Origin of the sequence: Burkholderia sp. Bp8986, from assembly GCF_003854225.1 — a bacterium.
Lineage (GTDB): Bacteria > Pseudomonadota > Gammaproteobacteria > Burkholderiales > Burkholderiaceae > Burkholderia.
Genome location: NZ_QTQM01000044.1, coordinates 38098 through 64624 on the forward strand (window position 1 = coordinate 38098; position 26527 = coordinate 64624).

Annotated in this window: 23 protein-coding genes and 1 rRNA gene; 18 read left to right on the plus strand and 6 right to left on the minus strand. The window is 67.4% G+C overall.

Annotated elements, in window-relative coordinates; genetic code table 11:
• Nucleotides 1-111 precede the first annotated feature (111 nt).
• Both DID99_RS29375 and DID99_RS29380 read left to right on the plus strand, forming a co-directional pair.
• Nucleotides 112-1689: an aldehyde dehydrogenase (NADP(+)) gene (locus tag DID99_RS29375; protein ID WP_124668076.1), complete on the plus strand. Its 1578-nt coding sequence runs from the start codon at nucleotides 112-114 to the stop codon at nucleotides 1687-1689.
• Nucleotides 1690-1978: 289 nt separating this feature from the next.
• Complete coding sequence (locus tag DID99_RS29380; protein ID WP_124668077.1) at nucleotides 1979-2533, plus strand: hypothetical protein; 555 nt, start codon at nucleotides 1979-1981, stop codon at nucleotides 2531-2533.
• A 119-nt stretch (nucleotides 2534-2652) separates the two neighbouring features.
• On the opposite strand, the gene kdgD is transcribed toward DID99_RS29380, so the two are convergent.
• Nucleotides 2653-3567, minus strand: a complete 915-nt coding sequence (gene kdgD, locus DID99_RS29385) for a 5-dehydro-4-deoxyglucarate dehydratase (RefSeq protein WP_124668078.1) — start codon at nucleotides 3565-3567, stop codon at nucleotides 2653-2655.
• A 233-nt stretch (nucleotides 3568-3800) separates the two neighbouring features.
• On the opposite strand from kdgD, the gene garD reads away from it, so the two are divergent.
• The 4 genes from garD (at nucleotide 3801) to DID99_RS29405 (ending at nucleotide 7169) form a co-directional block, all read left to right on the plus strand.
• The gene (garD, locus tag DID99_RS29390; RefSeq protein ID WP_124668079.1) at nucleotides 3801-5354 is read left to right on the plus strand and encodes a galactarate dehydratase; all 1554 of its coding nucleotides are present in this window, start codon (nucleotides 3801-3803) and stop codon (nucleotides 5352-5354) included.
• 224 nt (nucleotides 5355-5578) lie between these two features.
• Nucleotides 5579-5971 (plus strand): nuclear transport factor 2 family protein, encoded by a 393-nt coding sequence (locus tag DID99_RS29395; RefSeq protein WP_124668080.1) that lies wholly within the window; start codon nucleotides 5579-5581, stop codon nucleotides 5969-5971.
• A 79-nt stretch (nucleotides 5972-6050) separates the two neighbouring features.
• On the plus strand, nucleotides 6051-6506 hold the full coding sequence (locus DID99_RS29400; RefSeq protein ID WP_124668081.1) for an RbsD/FucU family protein: 456 nt from the start codon (nucleotides 6051-6053) through the stop codon (nucleotides 6504-6506).
• A 225-nt stretch (nucleotides 6507-6731) separates the two neighbouring features.
• Nucleotides 6732-7169 (plus strand): DoxX family protein, encoded by a 438-nt coding sequence (locus DID99_RS29405; RefSeq protein WP_044845736.1) that lies wholly within the window; start codon nucleotides 6732-6734, stop codon nucleotides 7167-7169.
• A gap of 126 nt (nucleotides 7170-7295) precedes the next feature.
• Here the strand turns inward: DID99_RS29405 and DID99_RS29410 are convergent, their stop codons facing one another.
• Nucleotides 7296-8606, minus strand: a complete 1311-nt coding sequence (locus tag DID99_RS29410; protein ID WP_044845735.1) for an MFS transporter — start codon at nucleotides 8604-8606, stop codon at nucleotides 7296-7298.
• Nucleotides 8607-8927: 321 nt separating this feature from the next.
• Nucleotides 8928-10064, minus strand: a complete 1137-nt coding sequence (locus DID99_RS29415) for a branched-chain amino acid ABC transporter substrate-binding protein (protein ID WP_044845855.1) — start codon at nucleotides 10062-10064, stop codon at nucleotides 8928-8930.
• Nucleotides 10065-10727: 663 nt separating this feature from the next.
• Here DID99_RS29415 and DID99_RS29425 point away from each other — a divergent pair.
• Nucleotides 10728-11522, plus strand: a complete 795-nt coding sequence (locus tag DID99_RS29425; RefSeq protein WP_044845733.1) for an AraC family transcriptional regulator — start codon at nucleotides 10728-10730, stop codon at nucleotides 11520-11522.
• Nucleotides 11523-11584: 62 nt separating this feature from the next.
• Here DID99_RS29425 and DID99_RS29430 read toward each other — a convergent pair whose 3' ends face one another.
• Together DID99_RS29430 and DID99_RS29435 are read right to left on the minus strand one after the other, a co-directional pair.
• The gene (locus DID99_RS29430) at nucleotides 11585-11848 is read right to left on the minus strand and encodes a hypothetical protein (protein WP_059528378.1); all 264 of its coding nucleotides are present in this window, start codon (nucleotides 11846-11848) and stop codon (nucleotides 11585-11587) included.
• A gap of 285 nt (nucleotides 11849-12133) precedes the next feature.
• A complete protein-coding gene (locus DID99_RS29435; RefSeq protein ID WP_044845731.1) occupies nucleotides 12134-14026 on the minus strand; it encodes a bifunctional sugar phosphate isomerase/epimerase/4-hydroxyphenylpyruvate dioxygenase family protein in 1893 nt (630 codons plus the stop codon).
• Between the two features lie 257 nt (nucleotides 14027-14283).
• Here DID99_RS29435 and aroQ point away from each other — a divergent pair, with 257 nt between their 5' ends.
• The 3 genes from aroQ to DID99_RS29450 are packed head-to-tail and all read left to right on the plus strand — an operon-like array spanning nucleotide 14284 to nucleotide 16972.
• Nucleotides 14284-14739, plus strand: a complete 456-nt coding sequence (gene aroQ, locus DID99_RS29440) for a type II 3-dehydroquinate dehydratase (RefSeq protein WP_044845730.1) — start codon at nucleotides 14284-14286, stop codon at nucleotides 14737-14739.
• Complete coding sequence (locus tag DID99_RS29445; protein WP_124530200.1) at nucleotides 14736-15590, plus strand: shikimate dehydrogenase; 855 nt, start codon at nucleotides 14736-14738, stop codon at nucleotides 15588-15590. Before aroQ ends, DID99_RS29445 begins: the two co-directional genes overlap by 4 nt.
• Nucleotides 15591-15631: 41 nt before the next feature.
• Nucleotides 15632-16972: an MFS transporter gene (locus DID99_RS29450; RefSeq protein ID WP_124489359.1), complete on the plus strand. Its 1341-nt coding sequence runs from the start codon at nucleotides 15632-15634 to the stop codon at nucleotides 16970-16972.
• Between the two features lie 102 nt (nucleotides 16973-17074).
• On the opposite strand, the gene DID99_RS29455 is transcribed toward DID99_RS29450, so the two are convergent.
• Nucleotides 17075-18184: a 2-aminoethylphosphonate--pyruvate transaminase gene (locus tag DID99_RS29455; RefSeq protein WP_124668083.1), complete on the minus strand. Its 1110-nt coding sequence runs from the start codon at nucleotides 18182-18184 to the stop codon at nucleotides 17075-17077.
• 255 nt (nucleotides 18185-18439) lie between these two features.
• On the opposite strand from DID99_RS29455, the gene phnS reads away from it, so the two are divergent.
• From phnS to DID99_RS29505, 8 genes are all read left to right on the plus strand, one after another.
• Nucleotides 18440-19531: a 2-aminoethylphosphonate ABC transporter substrate-binding protein gene (gene phnS, locus DID99_RS29465; RefSeq protein ID WP_044845726.1), complete on the plus strand. Its 1092-nt coding sequence runs from the start codon at nucleotides 18440-18442 to the stop codon at nucleotides 19529-19531.
• Nucleotides 19532-19565: 34 nt separating this feature from the next.
• Nucleotides 19566-20669: a 2-aminoethylphosphonate ABC transport system ATP-binding subunit PhnT gene (phnT, locus tag DID99_RS29470; RefSeq protein WP_044845725.1), complete on the plus strand. Its 1104-nt coding sequence runs from the start codon at nucleotides 19566-19568 to the stop codon at nucleotides 20667-20669.
• Nucleotides 20647-21567 carry a 2-aminoethylphosphonate ABC transporter permease subunit gene (locus DID99_RS29475; RefSeq protein ID WP_124489363.1) on the plus strand — a complete coding sequence of 307 codons (921 nt, stop codon included), beginning with the start codon at nucleotides 20647-20649 and terminating at the stop codon, nucleotides 21565-21567. The genes phnT and DID99_RS29475 overlap by 23 nt, the downstream gene beginning before the upstream one ends.
• Nucleotides 21557-22417, plus strand: a complete 861-nt coding sequence (gene phnV, locus DID99_RS29480) for a 2-aminoethylphosphonate ABC transport system, membrane component PhnV (RefSeq protein WP_044845723.1) — start codon at nucleotides 21557-21559, stop codon at nucleotides 22415-22417. Before DID99_RS29475 ends, phnV begins: the two co-directional genes overlap by 11 nt.
• On the plus strand, nucleotides 22414-23724 hold the full coding sequence (gene phnA / locus DID99_RS29485; RefSeq protein ID WP_124668084.1) for a phosphonoacetate hydrolase: 1311 nt from the start codon (nucleotides 22414-22416) through the stop codon (nucleotides 23722-23724). Before phnV ends, phnA begins: the two co-directional genes overlap by 4 nt.
• Entirely contained in the window at nucleotides 23721-25175 is a 1455-nt protein-coding gene (gene phnY / locus DID99_RS29490; protein ID WP_124668085.1) for a phosphonoacetaldehyde dehydrogenase, read from the plus strand. Before phnA ends, phnY begins: the two co-directional genes overlap by 4 nt.
• A gap of 4 nt (nucleotides 25176-25179) precedes the next feature.
• Nucleotides 25180-25731 carry a phosphonate degradation HD-domain oxygenase gene (locus tag DID99_RS29495; RefSeq protein WP_124489365.1) on the plus strand — a complete coding sequence of 184 codons (552 nt, stop codon included), beginning with the start codon at nucleotides 25180-25182 and terminating at the stop codon, nucleotides 25729-25731.
• 524 nt (nucleotides 25732-26255) lie between these two features.
• Nucleotides 26256-26527: ribosomal RNA gene (locus DID99_RS29505) — 16S ribosomal RNA — on the plus strand; the annotation flags it as partial.

A 26527-nucleotide genomic window follows, 5' to 3' on the forward strand; every position in this document is an offset into this window, starting at 1 on the left:
GCCTGCGGTCGAGTAACTGTGGAGCGACGGGGGATATCGCCATATCGTCAGCAGACATCATATCTGTTGGGCTACAATGAGCGAACCATTCCCGAACCACGGAGTACACCCATGCAACTGACTGGAGAGATGCTGATCGGCGCCGACGCGGTGGCCGGCTCGGCCGGTACCCTGCGCGCGTTCGACCCGACGAAGGGCGCGCCGATCGATGCGCCGGCCTTCGGCGTCGCGACGCAGGCCGATGTCGAGCGCGCGTGCGAACTCGCGCGCGACGCCTTCGACGCGTATCGCATGCAGCCGCTCGCGGCCCGCGCGGCGTTTCTCGAGGCGATCGCCGACGAAATCGTCGCACTCGGCGACGCGCTGGTCGAACGCGCGCACGCCGAAACGGGCCTGCCCGTCGCGCGGCTGCAGGGCGAGCGCGGCCGCACCGTCGGCCAGCTCCGGCTGTTCGCGCGCGTCGTGCGCGACGGGCGCTTCCTCGCCGCGTCGATCGATCCCGCGCAGCCCGCGCGCACGCCGCTGCCGCGCTCGGACCTGCGGTTGCAGAAGGTCGGGCTTGGGCCCGTCGCCGTGTTCGGCGCGAGCAACTTCCCGCTCGCATTCTCGGTGGCCGGCGGCGATACCGCGTCGGCACTCGCGGCCGGCTGCCCGGTGATCGTGAAGGCCCATGAGGCGCACCTCGGCACGTCCGAGCTGGTCGGCCGCGCGATCCGCGCGGCGGTGGCGAAATGCGGGATGCCGGCCGGCGTGTTCTCGCTGCTGATCGGCCCCGGCCGCGTGATCGGCGCGGCGCTCGTCAGCCATCCGGCGATCCAGGCTGTCGGCTTCACCGGGTCGCGGCAGGGCGGCATGGCGCTCGTGCAGCTCGCGAACGCGCGCCCGCAACCGATTCCCGTCTATGCGGAAATGAGCAGCATCAACCCGGTCGTGCTGTTTCCGGCCGCGCTGGCCGCGCGCGGCGACGCGATCGCGACCGGCTTCGTCGATTCGCTGACGCTCGGCACCGGCCAGTTCTGCACGAACCCGGGTCTCGTGCTGGCGGTCGACGGCCCCGATCTCGATCGCTTCGAGTCCGTCGCCGCGCAGGCGCTCGCGAAGAAGCCGGCCGGCGTGATGCTGACGCGCGGCATCGCCGACGCGTATCGCAGCGGCCGCGGCAAGCTGGCCGAACTGCCGGGCGTGCGCGAAATCGGCGCGGGCGAGGCGGCGCAGACCGAATGCCAGGCAGGCGGCGCGCTGTACGAAGTCGCCGCGCAGGTGTTCCTGGCCGAACCGGCGTTCGGCCACGAGGTGTTCGGGCCGGCGTCGCTGATCGTGCGCTGCCGCGATCTCGACGAAGTCGCGCGCGTGCTCGACGCGCTCGAGGGCCAGCTGACGGCCACGCTGCAACTGGACGCCGACGACAAGCCGCTCGCGCGCCGCCTGCTGCCGATCCTCGAACGCAAGGCCGGGCGCCTGCTCGTCAACGGCTACCCGACCGGCGTCGAGGTGTGCGATGCGATGGTGCACGGCGGGCCGTTCCCGGCGACGTCGAACCCGGCCGTCACGTCGGTCGGCGCGACCGCGATCGACCGTTTCCTGCGGCCCGTGTGCTACCAGGACTTCCCGGACGACCTGCTGCCCGAAGGGCTGCAGGAAAGCAATCCGCTCGACATTCCGCGGCTGCGGGACGGGAAGGCGGAGTGACGGCGCAGGACGACTGAAGGCCGCGTCCCGGGAGGGGCGCGTTCCGGCAAGGTTGAAACAAGGCGGCGCACGGTGCCCACGGGTACCCCGCCGCCTTTTTGATGGAGGGCCGGTTTTGCTCGATTAGAGAGCGGGGGGCATCGAATGATGCTTCTCATGATGCGCCGCCTTGACGAGATGGATGGCGGCTTCCACGCCGCCGGAATTTCTCCTACATTAGCGAGGCCTCGGACCCGCCGGTCCGCAGGCGAGCCTGAGAGACCGACAAAAACCAACAAGGAGCCCTCCGATGAATATCAGCAAGCGTGGCGACCACCTGTTCGCGGCCGGATTGTGGAAAGCGATCGGCGACGTCGCGAAATCGGTGCGCACCCAGATCGGCGAGACCAGCGAAGGGCGCGTGCTGGCCAATGCGCTGTTCGAATTGCAGCGCGACCTGGGCGGCAGTGAATTCGACGTGACGATCAATCAGGGGCGGCCCGTCACCGGCGCCGATCCGCATTCGCTCGGGTTCGGCCAGGCCGTCAAGCGGTTCCGGCTGGACATGGAGGCGCTGGTGTTTGCGCTGAAGCATCGCCGCAGCATCGACGAACGCGATCCGGGCCTGCGCACCGAGGCGCTGATGCAGGCCAACAGCCAGCTCGCGACCGCGAAACAGTATGCGACGCTCACGCTCGGCCGGTTTTTCGATGCGGTCGTGGATCCCGACGTGCTGGATCAGATTCTCGCCGACGATCCGAACACGCGCTTCCGGCGGTCGGCGGCCGGCACCGATATCGCCGCGACCCGTCTCAGGCTCGGCAGCCTGCGCTACCGGATCGTCGGAACCATCTCACAGATGTAATGAAAACGGCCGGCCCGGGAAGCACGGGGCGGCCGTCGAAAAGGGGGGCGCCGGGCGGAACCGCCGGTCCCGCGCGGGCCGGCACGCACGGGATCGCGTGCCGTTGGTCAGCCCGCCGCTTACTGCGGGCCCATCTTCTTGATCAGCTCGTCGAGTTCGGCCATTTCGGCGTCGGTGAGGTCGACGAGCGGCGCGCGCACCGGGCCGGCGTCGTGGCCGACGAGCTTCGCGCCCGCCTTCACGATGCTGACCGCGTAGCCCGCGCGACGGTTGCGGATCTTCAGGTACGGCAGGAAGAACTCGTCGAGCAGACGGCCGACCGTTGCGTGGTCGTCCTTCGCGATCGCTTCATAGAATGCCATCGCCGTCTTCGGGATGAAGTTGAACACGGCCGACGAGTACACCGGCACGCCGAGCGCCTTGTACGCGGCTGCGTAGACTTCGGCCGTCGGCAGGCCGCCGAGGTACGCGAAGCGGTCGCCGAGGCGGCGGCGGATCGTGACCATGCTCTCGATTTCGCCGACGCCGTCCTTGAAGCCGATCAGGTTCGGGCAACGATCGGCGAGGCGCTCGAGCATGTCGGCATTCAGCTTCGAATTCGCGCGGTTGTACACCACGACGCCGATCTCCAGCGCGCGGCACACCTGCTCGACGTGCTCGGCGATGCCTTCCTGGCTGGCTTCGGTCAGGTAGTGCGGCATCAGCAGCACGCCGCTCGCGCCGAGGCGCTCGGCTTCCTGCGCGTATTCGATCGCGACGCGCGTCGCGCCGCCGGCGCCGGCCAGGATCGGCACCTTGCCCTTGCAGGTTTCCGTCGCGACGCGGATCACGTCCGAATACTCGCGCTGCGTGAGCGAGAAGAATTCACCGGTGCCGCCGGCCGCGAACAGCGCGGTCGCGCCATACGGCGCCAGCCATTCCAGACGCTCGGCATAGGTGGCCGGGCGGAAGCTGCCGTCCGCGTCGAAATCCGTCAGCGGAAACGACAGCAGGCCGTGGGAGATGATCTGTTTGAGTTCTTGCGGTGAAGTCATGGTTGGGTCGTCCGTCCAGCGCGAGTGCTGATGGGTTCGTCGGGTACGGCATCCGGGCCATATTGGCGATGTCGTTGTATGTCATCGTACAACGCGGAAAAGCGCGGCGCAAGCGGTTTGCCGGCCGGCGAGAGATAGGGTCTTTCCGGATAAGGGTTTACGCAGCATCGCGGCTTGGTGTTGAATGTCATATGATGACTAACGATTTGACCGGTAGCCTCCCAGGAATTCCGATGACTGCTTCCCCGCTTTATATCCGCGTGCATCCGGACGACAACGTCGCGATCGTCGTCAACGACGGCGGCCTGCCCGAGGGCGCGACGTTCGCCGACGGCCTGACGCTGCGCGAAGGCGTGCCGCAAGGGCACAAGGTCGCGCTGGTCGACCTCGCGGCCGGCGATCCGATCGTCCGCTACAACGTCGTGATCGGCTACGCGCTCGCCGAGCTGCGCCGCGGCAGCTGGGTCAACGAGCGCACGATGCGCATGCCCGAGCCGCCGGGGCTCGACGACCTGCCGCTCGCCACGCGTGCCGCGCCGCCGCTGGCGCCGCTCGAAGGCTATACGTTCGAGGGCTTCCGCAATGCCGACGGCTCGGTCGGCACGCGCAACATCCTCGCGATCACGACGACCGTGCAATGCGTGTCGGGCGTCGTCGAGCATGCGGTGAAGCGGATCAAGGACGAACTGCTGCCGCGTTACCCGAACGTCGACGACGTGGTCGGGCTCGAGCACACATACGGCTGCGGCGTCGCGATCGATGCGCCCGATGCCGACATTCCGATCCGCACGCTGCGCAACATCAGCCTGAATCCGAACTTCGGCGGCGAGGTGATGACGGTGAGCCTCGGCTGCGAGAAGCTGCAGCCCGAGCGCCTGCTGCCGCCGGGCTCGATTCCGGTGGCGGCCGACGGCGCGCCGGAAAACGGCGGCGTCGTGTGCCTGCAGGACGCCGCGCACGTCGGCTTCAGCTCGATGATCGACTCGATCATGAAGATGGCCGAATCGCATCTCGAGCGGCTGAACCGCCGCCGTCGCGAAACCTGCCCGGCGTCGGATCTCGTCGTCGGCGTGCAGTGCGGCGGCAGCGACGCGTTCTCGGGGCTCACCGCGAACCCGGCGGTCGGCTTCGCGGCCGACCTGCTGGTGCGGGCGGGCGCCACGATCATGTTCTCGGAGGTGACCGAAGTGCGCGACGGCGTCGCGCAGCTCACGTCGCGCGCGGCGAACGAGGACGTCGCCCGCGAGATCATCCGCGAGATGGACTGGTACGACCGCTACCTGCAGCGCGGCCGCGTCGACCGCAGCGCGAACACGACGCCCGGCAACAAGAAGGGCGGCCTGTCGAACATCGTCGAGAAGGCGATGGGCTCGATCGTGAAGTCGGGCAGCGCGCCGATCGCGGGCGTCGTGCGTCCCGGCGACCGGGCGCGGCAGAAGGGGCTGCTGTACGCGGCGACGCCCGCGAGCGACTTCATCTGCGGCACGCTGCAGCTCGCGGCGGGAATGAACCTGCACGTTTTCACGACGGGGCGCGGCACGCCGTACGGCCTTGCGCAGGTGCCGGTGATCAAGGTCGCGACGCGCAGCGATCTCGCGCGCCGCTGGCACGACCTGATGGATCTCGACGCGGGGCAGATCGCGACCGGCGCGGCGTCGATCGAGGACGTGGGCTGGGAACTGTTCCGGCTGATGCTCGACGTCGCGAGCGGCAAGCGCCGCACGTGGGCCGAGCAATGGAAGCTCGCGAATGCGCTGACGCTGTTCAATCCGGCGCCGGTGACCTGACGCGCGCCGCGACGGCGGCAGACGATGCGATGCGGGCGCCTTCGGGCGCCCGTTTTTGATGGCGGCGGCCGGTTCGCGGTTCGGCGCATGCGTATTTTCCGCGGCCGGCACGAATTCCTTACCTCGCACGTAATCGACCGCCCACGCGAGGCCGGCGACGATGGCGACACGCGAACACGAAACGTTTGCGACATCGTTCCCCCGTCGACACAAGGAGCCTCGCCATGAACACCGCCCGAACCGCCCAGTCGGCTCACGCCGACCTGATCGACCGCTATTTCGATGCCTGGAACGAGCCCGACGTCGCACGCCGGCGCGCGCTGATCGATGCGACCTACGCGAGCGACGCGGCCTATCGCGATCCGCTGATGGCCGGCGACGGCCACGCGGGCATCGACACGATGATCGCCGCGGTGCAGGAGCGCTTCCCCGCGTATCGCTTTCGCCGCACGATCGACGTCGACGGGTTCGGCCAGCACCTGCGCTTCTCGTGGGCGCTCGTGTCGCCCGACGGCGCGGCGGTCGTGAAAGGTTCGGACTTCGGCACCGTCGATGCGTCGGGCCGCCTGAAGTCGGTCACGGGTTTCATCGACGAAATGCCGGCCGCGGCGTCGTGATGCGAGCGACGCATGCCCGGCGGCGGCCGGGATCGGGTAACGTTATGCGATTCGTTCCCGATCCCGGAGCCTTTCCCACATGTTGAAGAATCTCGATCCGCTGTTGCACGCCGACATCCTGCACGCGCTGCGCGCGATGGGCCACGGCGATGAAGTGGTGATCTGCGATGCGAATTTTCCGGCGGAATCCGTCGCCGGGCACACGGTGGTCGGCCGCGCGCTGCGCATCGACGGCGCCGACTCGGCGCGCGTCGCGCGCGCGGTGCTGTCGGTGCTGCCGCTCGACACGTTCGTCGACACACCCGCTTGGCGGATGGAAGTCGTCGGCGATCCGGCCGCGGTGCCGCCCGTGCAGCGCGAAGTGCAGGCCGAGATCGATCGTGCGGAAGGGCGCGCGGTGCCGCTCATGGGCGTTGACCGTTTCGCGTTCTACGAGCGCGCGCAGCAGGCGTATGCGGTGATCGTCACCGGCGAGTCGCGCGGCTACGGCTGTTTCATCTTCAAGAAAGGCGTGCTGTTGAGCGACGCCGGTTAGGGCCTGTTCCGTTATTTATCCGCCAGGGCCGAACACGGTGTTTCGCGGTGCCGCCGCGCTTGAATGACCGCCGCGGTGTAAAGATTTGCTACAACCTTTTTCTTGGACACCGCGGAAAGACCCTCTATGCTGGCCCATTTGCCGCCGGCCCGGCAGGGCCGCGCGACCCCGAACCGCACGGGCACGCCTCGTGCGGACGGCCGAATTGCATACGAGGAGAGAGGCATGACGCGTTCCGTCGATTCCGGCGTCATTTTTTTCGCGCGCCTGGCGCTGGCGGCGTTGTTCTTGTGGGGCGGCGTGATGAAGCTGCTCGGCTACAGCGATTTCATCGGCTATCTGCACGGGCTGAACGTGCCCTATCCGCAGGTGACGGGGCCGGTCGTCGTCACGATCGAAGCGCTCGGCGGGCTGCTGCTGATCGTCGGCTACAAGGTGAAGCCGCTCGCGTTGCTGATGGCGTTCTATACGATCGCGACCGCGATGGTCGGACACAATTTCTGGGACGCGACGGACGCCGCGGTCCAGCACGACATGGTGATCCACTTCTGGAAGAACGTCGCGATCGCCGGCGGTTTCCTGCTGCTGTTCGTGACCGGCGCCGGCGGCGCAAGCATCGACGCGCTGCGCCGGCCGAGTTCGTCGTACGGCGCGCTGCGCTGAATTGAACCCGGTTGAACGGCGCGACGCGCGCACGTCGCCGCGCTGAAGCCCAAACAAAAGGGCCGAATCCCGCACGCCGCGGGATTCGGCCCTTTGTTCATCCAGCGGGCGCGTGCGCGCCGACGTTCAGCGCGTGTCCTTCGGGTCCTTCGCATCCTTCGAGAACTGCACGGCGATCGCGCCGAGCACGCAGATCGCCGCGACGTACACGACCGGCGCGAGCGGATTCGACTTCATCATCAGCGACACGATCACCGGCGTGAGGCCGCCGAAGATCGCATACGCGACGTTGTACGAGAACGAGATGCCCGAGAAGCGCACGACGGGCGGGAAGCTCTTGACCATCACGAACGGCACCGCGCCGATCGTGCCGACCATGAAGCCGGCGATCCCGTAGTACAGCGGCAGCGTCGACGCGTCGGCCGCGACCTGCGCGAACAGCAGGTAATAGCACGCGGCCAGCACGAGGCCGCCAATGCCGAGCACGCGCTTCGCGCCGATCCAGCCCGCGAGCGAGCCGGCGGTGATGCAGCCGGCCGTCAGGCACAGCGTCGCGACGCTGTTTGCGAACAGCGTGGTCGCGGGCGTCAGGTGAAACTGCTTCTGCAGCAGCGCGGGCGTCATCAGGATCACGACGACGATCGCCGCCGACAGCATCCACGTGAGCAGCATCGACACGATCACCGCGCGGCCGTGGTCGCGCAGCACGGCCTTCAGCGGAATCTCGGCCGCGAGCGCCTTCTTCGCCTTCATCTCGGCGAACACCGGCGTCTCGTGCAGCCAGCGGCGCAGGTACACGGAGAACAGGCCGAACACGCCGCCGAGCAGGAACGGAATGCGCCACGCGAACGCGGTGACTTCGGCGCCCGAGTAACGGCTGTTGATGCCCGCGGCGACCAGCGAGCCGAGCAGGATGCCGGCCGTGAGGCCCGCGGTCAGCGTGCCGCACGCATAGCCGATGTGGCGCGACGGCACGTGTTCCGACACGAACACCCATGCGCCCGGCACTTCGCCGCCGACCGCCGCGCCCTGCAGCACGCGGAACAGCAGCAGCAACACCGGCGCGAGGATGCCGATCGAGTCGTAGGTCGGCAGCAGGCCCATCAGCAGCGTCGGCACCGACATCATCAGCACGCTCAGCGTAAACATCCGCTTGCGGCCGAACAGGTCGCCGAAGTGCGCCATGATCACGCCGCCGAGCGGGCGCGCGAGATAGCCGGCCGCGAAGATGCCGAACGTCTGCAACTGGCGCAGCCAGTCGGGAATGTCGTGCGGGAAGAACAGCTGCCCGATCGCGGGTGCGAAGAACACGAAGATGATGAAGTCGTAGAACTCGAGGGCGCCGCCGAGTGCGGCAAGGCCAAGGGTCTTGTAGTCGCTGCGCGTGAGCGCGCGTTCGGCGGCGCGAGGCACGCCGCTCAATTCGGAAGCTTGCATGGTCAGGACGATCGGTTTTCGAATGTAGTTGTCGGTGCTGCGTCTCCAGAACCCGCTATCGGCATGGACTGGCAAGGCGCGGCCTGCGTCGTCGAGCGTGCGTCGAGTGCCGGATGGGGCATGTGACACGCACCGTCGCACCGGGATGGGGCACGACGCAGACGAAGCGTCAAAGCGGGTGGGGGGATTCTACAGGAGCGCGAAATGCGCGCGCGCGGGGCTGCGCCGAGGCATGCTTCGAACTTCGTCGAGCCCGAAACGCACGCGGCGCGGCAGGCGGGAGAACCGCTTGCCGCGCCGCGTGTGACAGGGTCTGCGCGATCAGTTGCCGGCGATCGTGTCGACCGGCTTGAACGCGCCGTGCTCGACCTTGTAGATCGTCACCGGCGCATCCTTCAGGTCGCCCTTCGCGTCGTACGCGATGCTCGGGGCCGACACGCCCTTGATCGACACCTTGCCGAGATACGGCGTATAGACCTTCGGGTCGGTCGAGTTCGCGTCCTTCATCGCGGTGAGCAGCGCGATCGTGCCGTCGTACGAGTAGGGCGAATAGGTGATCACGTCTTCGTTGAAGCGTGCCTTGTAGCGCGATGCGTAGCCGGCGAAGCCCGGCATCTTTTCCTTCGGCAGCCCGCCCATGTAGACGATCGCGCCTTCGGCCGCGTCGCCGCCGACCTTCAGGAACGTCGGCGAGCGCGACATCTCGCCGGTCACGAAGGCGGACTTCATCCCGAGCTGGCGCATCTTGCGGATCATCGGCGACGACTGCGCATCGCCGCCGCCGTAGAAGATCGCGTCCGGGTTGATGCCCTTCAGGTTGGTCAGGATCGCGGAGAAGTCGAGCGCCTTGTCGTTCGTGAAGTCGCGCTTGACGATCGTGCCGCCCGCGGCCTGCACGGCCTTCGCGAATTCGTCGGCGATGCCCTGGCCGTAGGCCGTGCGGTCGTCGATGATCGCGATGCGCTTGAAGTGCAGCGTCTTCACCGCATACGTGCCGACGATGCGGCCGGCCTGTGCATCGCTCGTCAGCAGCCGGTAGGTCGTCTTGTAGCCGCGCGCCGTGTATTGCGGCGACGTCGCCATCGAGATCTGCGGCAGCCCCGCGCGATCGTACAGGTCGGACGCCGGAATGCTCGTGCCCGAGTTGAAGTGGCCGATGACCCCGCGGACGTTGTCGTCGATCAGCCGCTGCGCGACCGTCGTGCCGGTGCGCGGGTCGGCCTGGTCGTCCTGCGAGTCGAGCTGGAACGTGACCGGCTTGCCGCCGATCGTCGGATTCGTCGCGTTGAAATCGGCGATCGCGAGTTGCACGCCCTTCTGCATGTCCGAGCCGTAGTTCGACTGCGGCCCCGTCAGCGGTGCGGCGAAACCGATCTTGACGACGTCGGCGGCGATGGCGTGTGCGCCCGACAGTGCGCAGGCAGCAGCCAGCGCGACGTGCGATACCTTCAGCTTCACTTTCACTTCCCCTTGATGGCATGGTTGGGCCGCCGCCGGCCAGCCGGCCGGCGCGGTAAACCGGGCGAGACGTATCGGGTTGCAGGCGTTTCGGAAAGCCGTGCGGGGTGTGCCATGCGCTGCGCGGGTTGTGCCGGAATCGGCGTGCGCGGCGGGGGCGGGATGTCGTCTCGTAACCGTTGATCGAAGTCTAGGTAGCGAAAATGCGCGCGTCTTGCGCGTTCGGAGCGCAGCCGGCGACGATTTCGGCATATCGTCGATAACCCTGATATATGCTGAAATCGTCATGACGAGTGCGCAAACGCGCCAAGACGCGACACGCCGGCATTTTTAGGATGGCGGGTTCGGGCGCGCGTAGTCTCGGCGCCGGCGGGGTGAGCCGATAGCGTCGGCAGCGCCGGCCGTGCGCGACGCCAGGCAACGTGCCGATGCGAAATCGTGCCCGCCGGACGTGCGTGCGGCGCAGTGGTTGCGCGCACAACCGCACGGCGCATGACGTGCTTGCCGGCCCATGCGAATCGCCCGATCGGTGCCGAGCGACGGCGGGTTGCGCTTGCCGCCATTCGCCGGGCCGCCCGATCGCTGGCCCGCGATCGCCACGACGCGTTCGAGACGGCGCTCCTATAATCGACGCCATCAGCCACCCCCTTCGCAGATGCCGGGATGACGACCTTGCTTGCCGCACCGCCCATGAGCCTGTCCGATACGTTGCGCTACCAGCCCGACAACGCCGATCTCGGCGCGATGCTCGCGCACTTCCGCCTGCTCGAGCCGGTGTTCGATGCGCTGCCCGACGTCGCGTTCTTCGTGAAGGACGCGAACGGCCGCTACGCGCTCGTCAACCGCACGCTGGCGATGCGTTGCGGCTACAAGGACAAGCGCGACCTGCTCGGCAAGACGACCGACGAAGTGTTTCCGCGCCGCTTCGGCAAGACCTATTTCGAGCAGGACATGGCGACGATCACCGCAGGCCAGCAGCTGATGGACCAGCTCGAGCTGCATCTGTATCCGGGCCGTCAGCCGGGCTGGTGCCTGACCTGCAAGGAGCCGCTGCGCGACGCGGCCGGCAAGGTGGTCGGCCTCGCGGGCATCTCGCGCGACCTGAAGGCGCACGAGGGCTCGCATCCAGCCTACAGCAAGCTCGCCGACGTGGTGCAGCACATCCAGGATCACTACGTGCAGCCGCTGAACCTGAAGCAGCTCGCGCAGATGGCGGGGATGTCGGTCGCGCAGCTGGAGCGCTACTTCCACAAGGTGTTTCACCTGACGCCGCGCCAGGTGCTTCTGAAGACGCGGCTCGATGCGGCCACGGCGCTGCTGGTCACGCACGACAAGGTGACCGACGTCGCGGCGCTATGCGGATATACGGATCACAGCGCGTTCACGCGCCAGTTCAAGGCGACGGTCGGCGTGACGCCGACGGAATACCGGCTGATGCTGCAGGACCGGGCAGGGTGAAGTGACGCGCCGGCCGGGCCGGCGGATCTGAAGGGGCGGGACGGGATTCGGCGTGCGGCGGCTCAGCGGTAGCCGAGCCCTTTCAGGACGGCCGTGCCGTCTTCGGTCAGCCGGAAGCTCGGCGCCGTGTCGGCATCGAGCTTGATCATCTCGACGAGGCCGGCTTCCTGCAGCGCGGGCAATTCGGGTTTGGCGTTCGCGCCGATCGGTGCGTGCAGCAGCACGAGCAGCGTCGCGATTTCATGATGGCTGAGCAAACGGCGCAGCATCGTCTTTTTCACTGGGGGGGCGGCCGGGCGGCCCGCGGGTGCATCTACGGCGCTCATCGCTGTCCTCCTTTTCGGGATATCCGTCGGGTACTGGTTGCGGATGGTGCCGTCGGAGACTTAAGCGATTCTTAAAACGGCCGCGGCCGCGCGAATGCTGCGGTGCGGTGTGCGTTACCGGATGTAACGCCCGCCGGGCGGCCGTTTCCGGCCGCCGGCGGCCGGCCTTGCCGGGCGGGGCGCCGCGGCGGGATTCACCACGATGGTGCGGTCGCGCGGCGCGCGTCGCAGGGTCGTCGTGTTTTTCTCATTCGATTCGACCCTGGACGAAATTCCGTTGCTCCCTTATTTCCTGCGCTGGGCCTGCGCGGCGAGCCGCACGGCCGCGTTGGCCGCGCCGTAGCCGTCGTAGCCGCCGCGCCGCTCGACGATTTCGAGCGAGAAGCGGTTGTCGACCAGCTCGGTATACGCGTGCAGGAATTCACCGCCGTTTTCGTCGCGGTCGTACAGCAGGTGGTGGGCGCTCAGCGTGTCGATCAGTTCGTCCGGCAACGCGTAGCGCGCGGCCAGATCGTCGTAGTAATTCGGCGGGATCCGCAGGAACGGCACGCCGTCGGCCGCGAACGCGGCGACCGTCTTCACGATGTCGTCGGTCCGGAACGCGACGTGGTTCAGCCCTGTGCCGTGATAGCGGTCGAGCGATTCGGCGACGGCCGTATGACGGTCGACCGACGCATTCAGCGCGATGCGCACCGAACCGTCCGTGCTGCGCACCGCGCGGCTGCGCATCAGGCCGTACGGATCGGGCACGAGCCAACTGCGCTCGGCCTCGAAGCCGAAGGCGGTCTTGAAGAACAGGATCCACGTGTCGAGTGCGTCGGCCGGCAGCGCGAGGCAGACGTGGTCGATGCCCGTGAGCGGGCCGACCTCGCTCGGGCCGTCGATGTCGGTCAGCACGAAATCCGATTCATACAGCGTCGGTGCGTTCGGCGTCTCGTCGACGAAGTATTCGAGGCTGCCGTCCGGCGCCTGCACGCCCGGCAGCACGCGCTCGTTCGGGCCGACGCGCCCGGAAAACGGCGCGTAGCCGAAGCCGGCCGCGCGCTCGAATGCCACTTTCGCATCGTCGACGCGGAACGCCGACGCACACAGCGACAACCCGTGCTGCTGGAAGAACGCGTCGGCGAACGAGTCGCGCTCGGCGTTCAGCACGATCGACGCGGCGCCGTGCTGGAACAGTGTCACGTCCTTCGACCGATGACGGCCTGCGAGCCGGAACCGCATCCGGCCGAGCCATTCGCCGACGGTGGCCGCCGCCTGCGCGTCGACCGCGAATTCGATGAACTGGAATCCGACGTGTGCGGGCGGTGCCGGCGGCGCGAACAGCGGCTGGTCGGCGGCCGGCGCGCGGCCGTCCTGCGCGAGTCGCGCGCGCGTCAGTTCTTCCAGATAGAGCAGCGAGCGGTGGCCGTCGGCGGCCGTGATCGCGGTCGGCGCGGCGCGGAAGCCGTCGTTGAAGATCTCGAGCGAGAGCGGCCCCTTGTAACCGGACTCGATCACGCGGGCGGTGAAGCGTGCGAGGTCGAAGTCGCCCTGGCCGGGGAACGAGCGGTAGTGACGGCTCCATTCGAGCACGTCCATCGCGAGCTTCGGCGCATCGGCGATCTGCACGAACGCGATCCGGTCGCCCGGGATGTCGGCGATCGCGTCCGGCGAATCGTCGAGCGACAGCGTATGGAAGCTGTCGAGCGCGAGGCCGAGGTGCGGGCTGTTCACCGCGTTCACGAGCTGCCACGCATGGCCGTACCGGTTCACGACGCGGCCCCACGCGAGCGCCTCGTACGCGGCGACCACGCCCGCCTGCCGCGCGGCTTCGGCGAGCGCGCCGAGCTGGTCGACCAGCAGCGCGTCGTCCGCGATCGTGTCGGGCGACACGCTGCTGCACACCAGGATGCGGTCGGTGCCGAGCGCGTGCATCACGTCGAACTTGCGGCGGATGCGGTCGAGATTGCGGGCGAGCTGGGCCGGGCTCACGCCCTCGAAGTCGCGAAACGGCTGGAACAGCACGATGTCGAGGCCGAGATCGGCGGCCATGCGCCGCACGTCGGCGGGCGATCCGTCGAAGTAGACGAGGTCGTTCTCGAAGATTTCGACACCGTCGAAGCCGGCGGCCTGGATGGCGGCGAGCTTCTCGGCGAGCGTGCCGGACAGTGACACGGTGGCGATCGAGCGCTGCATGGGCGAATCCTGCGGATGAGCGGGGTGTGGCGTCGGCCGGATCGGGCCGGAATGAACCAGTCGTTGAATTACCGGTGAGCGCCATATCCCGAATTTACTAGGGGAGTGAGTGAAATTATACAAACTAACTAGGTGGTACAAATTAGCGAAAACCCGAAAAGACATTGCGCTTGCGCAAGCGCACACTAGCGCCAAATCTTGACGTCAGAGGGCGAAGTCGACTAGCGATTCGCCCCTGTTTTAGGAGCAGAAACACCATGAGCAAGCACAAGGTGCTGGTGCTGAACGGCCCGAACCTGAATCTGCTGGGGACCCGCGAGCCCCACATCTACGGCGCGGAAACCCTCGCCGACCTCGAGCAGCGTTGCCGCACGGCGGCCGACGGGCTCGGGCTGGAGATCGATTTCCGCCAGTCGAACGCCGAGCACCAGCTGATCGACTGGCTGCATGCCGCGCGTCACGACACGCACGGCATCGTGATCAACCCGGCCGCCTACACGCACACGTCGGTCGCGCTGGCCGACGCACTGTCCGCGATCGCGAAACCCGTGATCGAGGTGCATATCTCGAACGTGCATCGCCGCGAGGCATTCCGTCACCACTCTTATGTGTCGGCGGTGGCCGAAGCCGTGATCTGCGGCTGCGGCACCGAAGGCTACGTATTCGCGCTGCAGCGCCTGTCGACCATTTTTGCCCAAGGAGCCGCACGATGAGCCGCCCGTCTTTTCTGATCGGCCTGATCGGCCAGGGCATCGGCGGTTCGCTGTCGCCCGCGATGCACGAGGAAGAAGGCTTCCGCCAGGGATTCGGCTACGTGTACCGGCGCATCGATCTGGACGTGCTCGGCGTGACCGCCGACGCGCTCCCGGAACTGCTCGATGCCGCGCAGCGGATGGGCTACAACGGGCTCAACATCACGCATCCGTGCAAGCAGCGCGTGATCGAGCACCTCGACGCACTGTCGGACGACGCGCGCGCACTCGGCGCGGTCAACACCGTGCTGTTCAAGGACGGCAAGCGGATCGGCCACAACACCGACTGGTCGGGTTTCGCGAAGTCGTTCCGCCGCGGGCTGCCCGATGCGTCGCTCGAACGTGTCGTGCAGCTCGGCGCGGGCGGCGCGGGTGCGGCCGTCGCGCATGCGGCGCTGCAGATGGGTGCCGCCGACCTGACGATCTTCGACGTCGACGGCACGCGCGCCACCGCGCTCGCGGGTGAACTGCAGCAGCGCTTCCCGGCCGCCCGGGTCACGCCGGGCAGCGATCTCGCGGCCGCGATGCAGGCCGCGACCGGCCTGATCCATTGCACGCCGACCGGCATGGCCAAGCATCCGGGCCTGCCGCTGCCGGCCGAGCTGCTCCGCGCGGGTATGTGGGTCGCCGACATCGTGTATTTCCCGCTCGAAACCGAGCTGATCCGCGCCGCGCGCGCGGCCGGCTGCGCGACGCTGCCGGGCGGCGGGATGGCCGTGTACCAGGCCGTCGATGCGTTCGAGATCTTCACCGGACGAACGCCGGACGACGAACGGATGTTCGAACACTTTCAGTCGCTCGTCGCACGCTGACCCTTCTAGCGACCAGCTGAAAAATAGACCAGGAGACAACCATGCAGCACACCACCCACACGAACGCCGCGCCCGCGGCGGCCGGTACGGTCCGGCGGACCTCGGCGCGCTACAAGATCCTCGCGCTGCTCGCGATCGGCACGATGATCAACTATCTCGACCGTACCGTGCTGGGGGTGGCTGCGCCGCAGCTCACCAAGGAGCTCGGTATCAACGCGGCCGTGATGGGCATCATGTTCTCCGCGTTCTCGTGGACGTACGTCGCGATGCAGGTGCCGGGCGGCCTGTTCCTCGACCGCTTCGGCAGCAAGATCACCTATTACTGGTCGATGACGCTGTGGTCGCTGTGCACGCTCCTGCAGGGCTTCGTGCCCGGCGTCGGGACGCTGCTCGCATGCCGGCTCGGCCTCGGCGTGACGGAAGCGCCGTGTTTCCCGACCAACAGCCGCGTCGTCGCGACGTGGTTCCCGCAGAATGAACGTGCGATGGCGACCGGCACCTACACCGTCGGCGAGTACATCGGTCTCGCGTTCTTCAGCCCCGTGCTGTTCGCGCTGATGGGTGCGTTCGGCTGGCGTTCGCTGTTCTGGGTCGTTGGTGGGGTCGGCATCGTGTTCGGCCTGGTCTGGTGGAAGTTCTATCACGAGCCGCGCAACCATCCGGCCGCGAATTCGGAAGAACTCGCGTACATCGAAGCGGGCGGCGGTCTCGTGCACGGCGCGCGCAAGGACGGCGACAAGGGCGGCAAGCCCGCCCAGGCCAAGTTCAGCTGGGCGATGGCCGGCCAGCTGCTGAAGAAGCGCCAGCTCGCGGGGATCTGCCTCGGCCAGTTCGCCGGCAACTCGACGCTCGTGTTCTTCCTGACCTGGTTCCCGACCTATCTCGCGACCGAGCGCCACATGGGTTGGCTGAAGATCGGCTTCTTCGCGATCATGCCGTTCATCGCCGCGTCGGTCGGCGTGATGTTCGGCGGGATCTTCTCCGACTGGTTGCTGCGCCGCGGCAAGTCCGCGAACCTCGCACGCAAGCTGCCTATCATCGCCGGCCTGCTGCTCGCGTCGACGATCATTCTCGCGAACTACGTGCAAAGCAACGAAGCCGTGATCGCGATCATGTCGGTCGCGTTCTTCGCGCAGGGGATGGCCGCGCTCGGCTGGACGCTCGTGTCCGACATCGCGCCGGACGGCCTGCTCGGCGTGACCGGCGGCATCTTCAACTTCGCGGCGAACCTGGCCGGCATCATCACGCCGCTCGTCGTCGGCTTCATCGTCGCGTCGACCGGCTCGTTCGTCGGTGCGCTGGTGTTCATCGGCGTGATCGCGTTGATCGGTGCGCTGTCGTACATCTTCGTCGTCGGCGACATCAAGCGGATCGAACTGTAAGCACCGGCTCCACGCACTCTCGGTGCGTTCGCCCGGCGACCTGTGGGTCGCCGGGCTTTTTTGTATCCGCTCGCGACTGCGAAGCGGTTCAGGCCGCCGCGCTCACGCGTGCCGCATCGTGATCCCGAGCGATTCGACCGCCTGTGCGATCGCCGCAACCGCCCGCCGGATGTCGCCGGCATCGATCGCGCCGATGCAGCCGACGCGGAACGTCTCGAGTTGCGTCAGCTTGCCCGGATACAGGATGAAGCCCGCGTCGCGCACCGCGTCGTAGAAGCGGCGGAAATCGTAGGCCGGATGGTCGGGCGCATGGAACGTGACGATCACGGGCGCCTGCACGCCGGCGTCGAGGAACGGCGTGAAGCCGAGCGCGCGCATCGATTCGACCAGCGTCCGGCAGTTTTCCGCATAGCGCGCACCGCGCGCGGGCTGGCCGCCTTCGGCCAGGTATTGGTCGAGCGCGGCGCGTAGCGCGGCGATCACGTGGGTCGGCGGCGTGAAGCGCCACTGGCCCGTCTTGCACAGGTACGCGTACTGATCGTGGAGGTCGAGCGCGAGCGACCGCGGGTTGCCTTCGCACGCGTCGAGCGCAGCGCGCCGCACGATCGCGAACCCCATCCCCGGCACGCCTTCCAGGCATTTGCCGCTCGCCGAGATCAGCGCGTCGATCCCGCTGTCCGCCAGCGTGATCGGCAGCGCGCCGAACGAACTCATCGCATCGACGATCAGCCGCTTGCCGTGCCGCCGGCACACGGCCGCGATCGCGTCGAGCGGATTCAGGATGCCGGCACTTGTTTCCAGGTGCACCAGCGCGACGTGCGTGATGCGCGGCTCGCGCGCGAACGCGGCTTCGACCGCGCCGGGGTCGACCGCCGCGTTCTCGCCGAACGGCAGCGCGATCGACCCGATGCCGAGCCGGCCGAGGATCTTCAGGATGCGCGCGCAATACGCGCCGTTGTCCGGCACCAGCACGACGCCGTCGCGCGGCACCAGCGTGCCGAGCGCGGCTTCGACCGAAAACGTGCCGCTGCCTTGCATCGGCACGCACACGTATGCGTCGCCGCCGCGCGCGATCGCGACGAGATCCGCGCAGACGCTCGCCGTCAGTTGATTGAAAGCGGCGTCCCACGAGCCCCAGTCGTGTTGCATTGCGTGGCGTGTTGTGGCGGACGTGGTGAGCGGGCCGGGCGTGAGCAGAATCGGGTCCGACATGATTTTTCTCCAGCAAAGGTCGGATGAAACGCCAGGGCGGCATTTCTGAATGACTTGCATGATATTGGCAAAATGTGTCATTTTTTGGAAATTGTGGCACACGTCACGGCGTTGTCATCGAACGCTGTGATCCTTCGGTTGCCGCGCGAGACCACCTGCAGCGCGGCAGCGAGACGGGCCGGTTGTCGGTCTGTCCGACTGAAAGGAGCCGGATCGTGCCCCGGCCGTTTGGTGTTCCGCCTACGGAGAAGTGAGATGACACTGCAGAATTCCTCGCGCGCCGCTGCCGGCGCGTTCCGCAAGCTCGCGCTGGCCGCCTGCGCCGCCGGTCTGCTGCAAGGCGCCGCGATGCCCGCGCACGCGGCGAACGCGGTCGTGCTGTATACGGCGGACGGTCTCGAGAACCTCTATCGCGATGTGCTGCCGGCGTTCGAGAAGAAGGAAGGCGTCAAGGTCAACATCGTGACGGCGGGCAGCGGCGAGGTCGTCAACCGCGCGAACATCGAAAAGAATTCGCCGAAGGCGGACGTGATCGTCACGCTGCCGCCGTTCATCCAGCAAGCCGGCCAGATGGGCCTGCTGCAGCCGTACCAGAGCGTGAACTACAAGAACGTGCCGGCGATCGCGAAGGCGGAAGACGGCACCTGGGCGACGTTCGTGAACAACTACTTCTCGTTCGCGATCAACCCGGACGTCGTGAAGAACCAGCCGAAGACGTTTGCCGACCTGCTGTCGCCGGCCTACGCGGGCAAGGTCGCGTACTCGAACCCGGCCACCGCCGGCGACGGGATGGCCGTGCTGATCCTGACGACGTCGCTGATGGGCGAGGACAAGGCGTTCGACTATCTTGCGAAGCTGTCGCAGAGCGTGAAGTTCCACACGAAGGGCACCGGCTACCTGAATGTGCTGCTGTCGCGTAACGAGATCAGCGTCGCGAACGGCGACCTGCAGATGGACCTCGACGACGCCGAGCACGGCGCGCTGTCCGTCAAGCCGATCTTCCTGGCCGCGAAGGACGGCGACCAGCCGACCACGTTCCAGCTGCCGTACGGCATCGGCCTGATCAAGAGCGGCCCGAATCAGGACGCCGGCAAGAAGCTGATCGACTACCTGATGTCGACCGACGTGCAGTCGAAGGTGCCGGACATGTACGGCATCCCGGGCCGCACGGACGTGCCGCTGGCCGGCAAGAACGGCGAGGCGGTCAAGAAGGCGATCGCGGGCGTGAAGCTGATCCCGGTCGACTGGACCCAGGTGATGGCGAAGAAGCCGGTGTGGATCGAGCGCTGGAAGAAGGACGTGATCGGCAGCTCGGGCAAGCAGCTCGACGTCGTCAAGCCGAAGTGATCGGCGCACGCTGCCTGTATTAGTGAGCAAGAGGATGAACCCGGTGGAAACCACCCTGACCCATCCCGGCGCTTTCGGCGCCGCCGAACCGCAAGCAACGCTGCGGTCCGGCGCGCCGGGCGGCGTGCAGATCGAGCACCTCAGCGTGCGCTACGGCGCACGCACGGTGCTGGAAGATCTGTCGCTGTCGATCGGCGCCGGTGAATTTTTGACCGTGCTCGGCAAGAGCGGCTGCGGCAAGACCACGCTGCTGCGCTTCATCGCCGGGTTCGTGAAGGCCGACGGCCTGACCGGCACGCTGACCGTGGCCGGACGCGACCTGACCCATGCGCCGCCGCACAAGCGCAACCTCGGTCTGCTGTTCCAGAATTACGCGCTGTTCCCGCACCTGTCGGTGTTCGAGAACGTCGCATTCGGGCTGCGCGCACGCGGCATGGCGTCGCCGGAAGTGACGCGCCGCGTCGCCGACGCGCTGAAGCTCGTGCAACTCGGCGACGCGGGCCACCATCTGCCCGCGCAACTGTCCGGCGGGATGCAGCAGCGCGTCGCGCTGGCGCGCGCGCTCGTGATCGAGCCGGACGTGCTGCTGCTCGACGAGCCGCTGTCGGCGCTCGACGCCAATCTGCGCGCATCGGTGCGCAGCGAACTGAAGGCGCTGCACGAGCGCCTGCCGAACCTGACCGTCGTCTGCGTGACGCACGACCGCGACGACGCGCTCGTGCTGTCCGACCGCGCGCTGCTGATGCGCGACGGCCGCATCGCGCAACTCGGCACGCCGCAGCAGCTGTACGACGCGCCGCGGGACGGCTACGTCGCGCGCTATCTCGGCCCGGCCAACCTGCTGCCGCCGCACGTGATCTTCCCGCTCGGCGACCCGCGTCACGACGTGCGCGGCAAGGTCGCGTGCGTGCGCCCCGAGCGGCTGACCGTGATGCCGCTCGCGGCGGGCGGCCTGCACGGCACGGTTTCGTCGGTCGAATGGCAGGGCGCGGACCTGTCGATCGCGGTCATGATCGACGCGGCGCCCGACGAACCCGTGCGCGTGACGATGCAACGCGGCCGCGGCGCGGCTCCCGAGCGCGGTGCGCGCGTGTCCCTGCATTGCGAGGCAGACGATGTCGTCCTTATCGAGCCCTGAAGCCGGCCTGCCGCCGCACGTGCTCGCGTCGGCCGCCGCGCATGCCGCCGCCGCGCGGCGCCGCAAGCGCATGGGCGACCTGCACCTCGCCGCGCTCGCGATCGTCGTGCTCGGCCCGCTCGTCGTCTATCCGCTGGTGCGGCTCGTGCTGCTGAGCGTGTCCGGCGATCACGGGCTGAGCTTCGCCGCATACCGGACCTTCTTCGGCAACCCCGATACGCGCAACGTGCTGCTGACGACGGTCGGCGTGCTGTTCGCGAGCGCCGGCACCGCATCGGTGCTCGGCGTGCTGCTGGCCGCGCTGCTGTTCTTCAAGCCGTTCCCGGGCGCGTCGCTCGTCACGCGCTTCCTGGAACTGTACGTCGCGTTCCCGTCGTTCCTCGTCGCGTTCACCTTGATCTTCCTGTACGGCTCGCAAGGCTCGATCAGCATCGCGCTGCAGCACCTGTTCCATCTCGAGAACCCGCCGCTCGACTTCCTGTTCGGCATCGGCGGCGTGATTCTCGCGCAGACCGTGTTCTATACGCCGTTCGTCGTGCGGCCGACGCTCGCATCGTTCGCGACGCTCGACCTGCGCCTGATCGAAGCGGCGCGCAGCCTCGGCGCGTCCGGCTGGATGCTCGCGCGCCGCGTCGTGCTGCCGATCGCGTGGCCGGGCATCGCCGCCGGCACCGTGCTGTGTTTCCTGCTGACGCTGAACGAGTTCGGGATCCTGCTCGTGCTCGGCAGCGCGCGGCTCGTGACCCTGCCGGTCGCGATCTACAGCAGCGCGACCGTCGATCTCGACCTGCCGACCGCGTCGGCCGGCGCGGTCGTGATGCTCGCGCTGTCGCTGGCGCTCTATACGGTTTATCGCCGGGTGAACCGGCGTGCGACGGGAGGGAACGATGTCCGCTGAATTCCATATCGGGCAAGCCGTGCCGCGTCATCGGATCGGCTGGAGCGACACGCTGCTCAAGCATGCGTCGCGCGCCGCGCTCGCGCTGGCCGCGTTCGCCTGCTTCTGGCTGTTCGTGCTGCCGGTCATCGTCGTCGCGCTGTCGAGCGTGTCGACGCAGTGGTCGGGCACGATCCTGCCGGCCGGCTACAGCCTGCGCTGGTTCGAGCGGCTCGGGTCGCCGGAATACGACGCGCTGCTGACGAGCCTCGAAATCGGCTTCGGCGTGTCGGCGATCGGCACGATCCTCGGGCTGTGGCTTGCGCTTGCACTCGAGGGGCGCGACCGGCGCGGTCTCGGCGCGGTCGTCGACGCGCTCGTGATGGTGCCGAACGGTGTGCCGAGCGTCGTGCTCGGGCTCGCGGTGCTGATCGCGTATCACCAGAAGCCGCTCGACCTGTCGAGCTCCGCGGCGATCGTCGTGCTCGTGCAGCTCGCGCTGATCCTGCCGTTCTGCTATCGCTGCGCGGCCGCCGCGCTGCGTCCGGAGCTGACCGTGCTGCGCGAAGCGGCGGCGAGCCTCGGTGCACCGCCCGCGATGGTGCTGCGCCGCGTGCTGCTGCCGCAGCTCGTGCCGGCGCTGCGCGCGAGCCTCGCGCTCGGCTTCGCGCTGTCGCTCGGCGAACTCGGCGCGACGCTGACCGTCTATCCGCCCGGTTTCGCGACCGTGCCGATCGTCGTGATCGGCCAGGTTGAGCGCGGCTATTACCTGCCCGCCTCGGCGCTGTCGCTGCTGATGCTCGGCGCGTCGCTCGCGGCGCTGCTGCTGATCGCCGCGCGCGTGCCGCGCGGCAAGCGGGCGGCATCATGAACGCCGCGTTCGCATTGCGACAGCCCGGCGAGCAATCGGCCGCGGGCAAGGGTTCGGCGGATCTCGCGGGACGTTCCGTCGACGTCAACGGCCGACGCTACCGGCTACCGGTCGAACCGACCGTCGTCATTTGCGCCGACGGCTGCGAGTACGACTATCTCGAGCGTGCGGTGGAAGCGGGCGTCGCGCCGTTCATCGGCCGGATGATCGCGCAAGGCACCGCGTGGCGCGCCGACTGCGTCGTGCCGACCTTCACCAACCCGAACAACCTGTCGATCGTCTGCGGCGTGCCGCCGTCGGTTCATGGGATCTGCGGCAACTACTTCTGGGATCCGGCCGCCGACGGCGGTCGCGGCGCCGAAGTGATGATGAACGACCCGGCCTACCTGCGGGCCGGCACGCTGCTCGCGGCGGCGTCCGACGCCGGCGCGCGGGTGGCCGTCGTCACGGCGAAGGACAAGCTGCGCCGGCTGCTCGGCTGGCAGATGAACGGCATCTGTTTTTCCGCCGAGAAGGCCGCGCAGGCGAATCTCGCGGAAAACGGGATCGTCGACGTCCTCGACTGGGTCGGCCTGCCGTCGCCGGACGTGTACAGCGCGGCATTGTCCGAATTCGTGTTCGCGGCCGGCGTGCGGCTCGCGCAGACTCGCCAGGTCGACCTGATGTACCTGTCGACCACCGACTACGTGCAGCACAAGTGCGAGCCGGGCAGTGCCGGCGCGAACGCGTTCTACGCAATGATGGACGGCTATCTCGCGCAGCTCGACGCGCTCGGCTGGGCGATCGGGCTCACGGCCGACCACGGGATGAACGCGAAGCACGATCCGGCCACGGGTCGCCCGAACGTGATCTATCTTCAGGACGCGTTCGACGACTGGTTCGGTGTGCGGGCCGCACGCGTGATCTTGCCGATCACCGATCCGTACGTCGTGCACCACGGCGCGCTCGGCTCGTTCGCAACCGTCTACCTGGCGCCCGGCGTCGACCGGGTCGAAGCGATGTGGCGCGTCGGCGGGCTCGACGGCGTCGAGCTCGTACTCGACAACGCGGAAGCGGCCGCGCGCTTCGAACTGCCTGCCGACCGGATCGGGGATCTCGTCGTGATCGGTCGGCGCGACATGACGCTCGGCACGCGCGAGCGCGAACACGACCTGTCCGGCCTGACCGTGCCGCTGCGTTCGCACGGCGGCGTGTCCGAGCAGGAGGTGCCGTTGCTGTTCAACCGTCGGATCGAGCGGGACGACCCTGCACGTCGTCCGCGCAACTTCGACGTCTTCGATTTCGTGCTGAATCGGGTCGCGACATGATGGCTCACCCCCGACAGGATCACCCCGCGTTCCGCGCCGAGGCGCTGCGCTGGTGCGGCACGCGCGCGACGCGCGACCGTGTGCTCGACGTCGCCGATCCGTACACCGGCACGCGCGTCGGTACGGCGCCGCTGGCGAGCGTCGACGATGTGCGCGCCGCGTTCCACTACGCGATGGCATACCGGCCCGCGCTCACGCGCTACAAGCGTTCGCAGATCCTCGAGCGCGCGGCCGCGCTGCTGCGCGAGCGTGCCGAGGAGGCGTCCGACCTGATCACGCTCGAGTCGGGATTGTCGAAACAGGATTCGCGCTACGAGATCGGTCGCGTCGCCGACGTGCTGAAGTTTGCTTCGGTCGAAGCGCTGCGCGACGACGCGCAGAGCTTCTCGTGCGACCTGACGCCCCACGGCAAGGCGCGCCGCGTGTTCTCGCAGCGCCAGCCGCTCGACGGCGTGATCGTCGCGATCACGCCGTTCAATCACCCGATGAACCAGGTCGCGCACAAGATCGCGCCGGCGATTGCGACCAACAACCGCGTGATCGTGAAGCCGTCGGAGAAGGTACCGCTGTCGGCGTTCTATCTGGCGGACCTGCTGTATGAAGCCGGATTGCCGGAGCCGATGCTGCAGGTGCTGACCGGCGACCCGCGCGAAATCGCGGACGAACTCGTCACGCATCCGCATGCATCGCTGATCACCTTTACGGGCGGCGTATCGATCGGCAAGGCGATCGCCGCGCGGGCCGGCTACCGGCGCATCGTGCTGGAGCTGGGCGGCAACGATCCGCTGATCGTCCTCGACGATGCCGATCTGGAACGTGCGGCATCCCTGACCGTGCTCGGTTCGTACCGGAATTCGGGGCAGCGCTGCACGGCCGTCAAGCGGATCCTGGTACAGCGCTCGGTCGCGCCGGCGTTTACCGAGCTGCTCGTCGAGAAGACGCGCGCCTGGAGGTACGGCGATCCGTTCGATCCCGCAAACGAAATGGGCACGGTGATCGACGACGTCGCGGCGCGGCTGTTCGAGGCCCGGGTCGGCGAGGCGGTCGCGCAGGGGGCGCGCCTGCTGACCGGCAACGTGCGGCGCGGTGCGCTCTATTCGCCGACCGTGCTCGACAACGTCGATCCGTCGATGACGCTCGTGCGCGAGGAGACCTTCGGCCCCGTTTCACCCGTCATCGCGTTCGACACGATCGACGACGCGATCCGGATCAGCAACGGGACGGCGTTCGGGCTGTCGTCGGGTATCTGTACGGACAGTACGGCCGCGGTCGTGCGGTTCGTGAACGAGCTGAACGTCGGGACGGTGAATGTCTGGGAGGTGCCCGGTTACCGGATCGAGCTGTCGCCGTTCGGCGGGATCAAGGATTCGGGGCTCGGCTATAAGGAAGGTGTTCAGGAAGCGATGAAGAGCTTCACGAACCTGAAGACGTTTTCGCTGCCTTGGGAGTGAGCGGATGGCATTGACGGTGGAAGAGATCGACGGGCTGTATCGCGAGCACGGCCATGTCGCGTACAGCGGCGAACCGGTCACGCAGCTGGAGCATGCGTTGCAGAGCGGCTTGCTGGCGGAGGAGGCGGGTGCCGACGAGGCGCTGGTCGCGGCGGCGTTCCTGCATGACCTGGGGCATTTGCTGAATCGGCAGGGCGAGACGCCGAGCGCGCGCGGGATCGACGACCTGCATCAGTATTACGTGCTGCCGTTCCTGCGGCCGCTGTTTTCGGACGCGGTTCTGGAGCCGATCCGGCTGCACGTCGACGCGAAGCGTTGCCTGTGCCGCACGGACGCCGGCTACTTCGAGAGCCTGTCGCCGGATTCGGTGCGCAGCCTCGCGCTGCAGGGCGGCATCTTCAGTGAAGCGGAGACGGCGGCATTCCTGCAGCGCCCGTTCGCGGAAGACGCGCTGCGACTGCGCCGCTGGGACGATGCGGCCAAGGAAGAGGGCAAGGCGACGCCGGATCTCGATCACTATATCGAGATCGTGGCGCGCCAGGTACGCGTGAGCTGACGATTCGGCTGCATCCATATAAGGCCCCGCAATATAAGGCCCCGCACGCGGCAGCGTGCGGGGCCTTATATTTTTCACGAAACCCCTTGCGCGATTGCCGGCAGGTGCTTAGAATCACGCCTCTTTCGCGCTAACGGAAACGCGGCGCGGGGGAAGAAGGGAAGCGGTGCTGTCGGGCGGGTCGTAGCGGCCTCGGCGGTGCAGGAAGTTGAACCCCAGCCGTCGCAACGAAGCAGTTAAAAAGTTGTTGACGAACTGAAAAAGACGGTTCATAATCTCGTTTCTCTGCTGCTGAAAACGCAGCGCTGCTGAGAAAACCTCCGGGTCCTTGCAGAAATGCTCTTTAAAAATTAACAGCCGATAAGTGTGGGCGCTTGATGGTAGCGAGCTGATCTTCGGATCAGAAAAGCGAAAGTATCAAGAGTCTCACACTAAAGTAAGTCAGGTTTATGAAGTGATTCATATTCCTGTCAGCTTTGAGTGAGCGACCGGTTCTTAACCGAACCGAAAACAGTAACAGGTTTAAACTGAAGAGTTTGATCCTGGCTCAGATTGAACGCTGGCGGCATGCCTTACACATGCAAGTCGAACGGCAGCACGGGTGCTTGCACCTGGTGGCGAGTGGCGAACGGGTGAGTAATACATCGGAACATGTCCTGTAGTGGGGGATAGCCCGGCGAAAGCCGGATTAATACCGCATACGATCTATGGATGAAAGCGGGGGACCTTCGGGCCTCGCGCTATAGGGTTGGCCGATGGCTGATTAGCTAGTTGGTGGGGTAAAGGCCTACCAAGG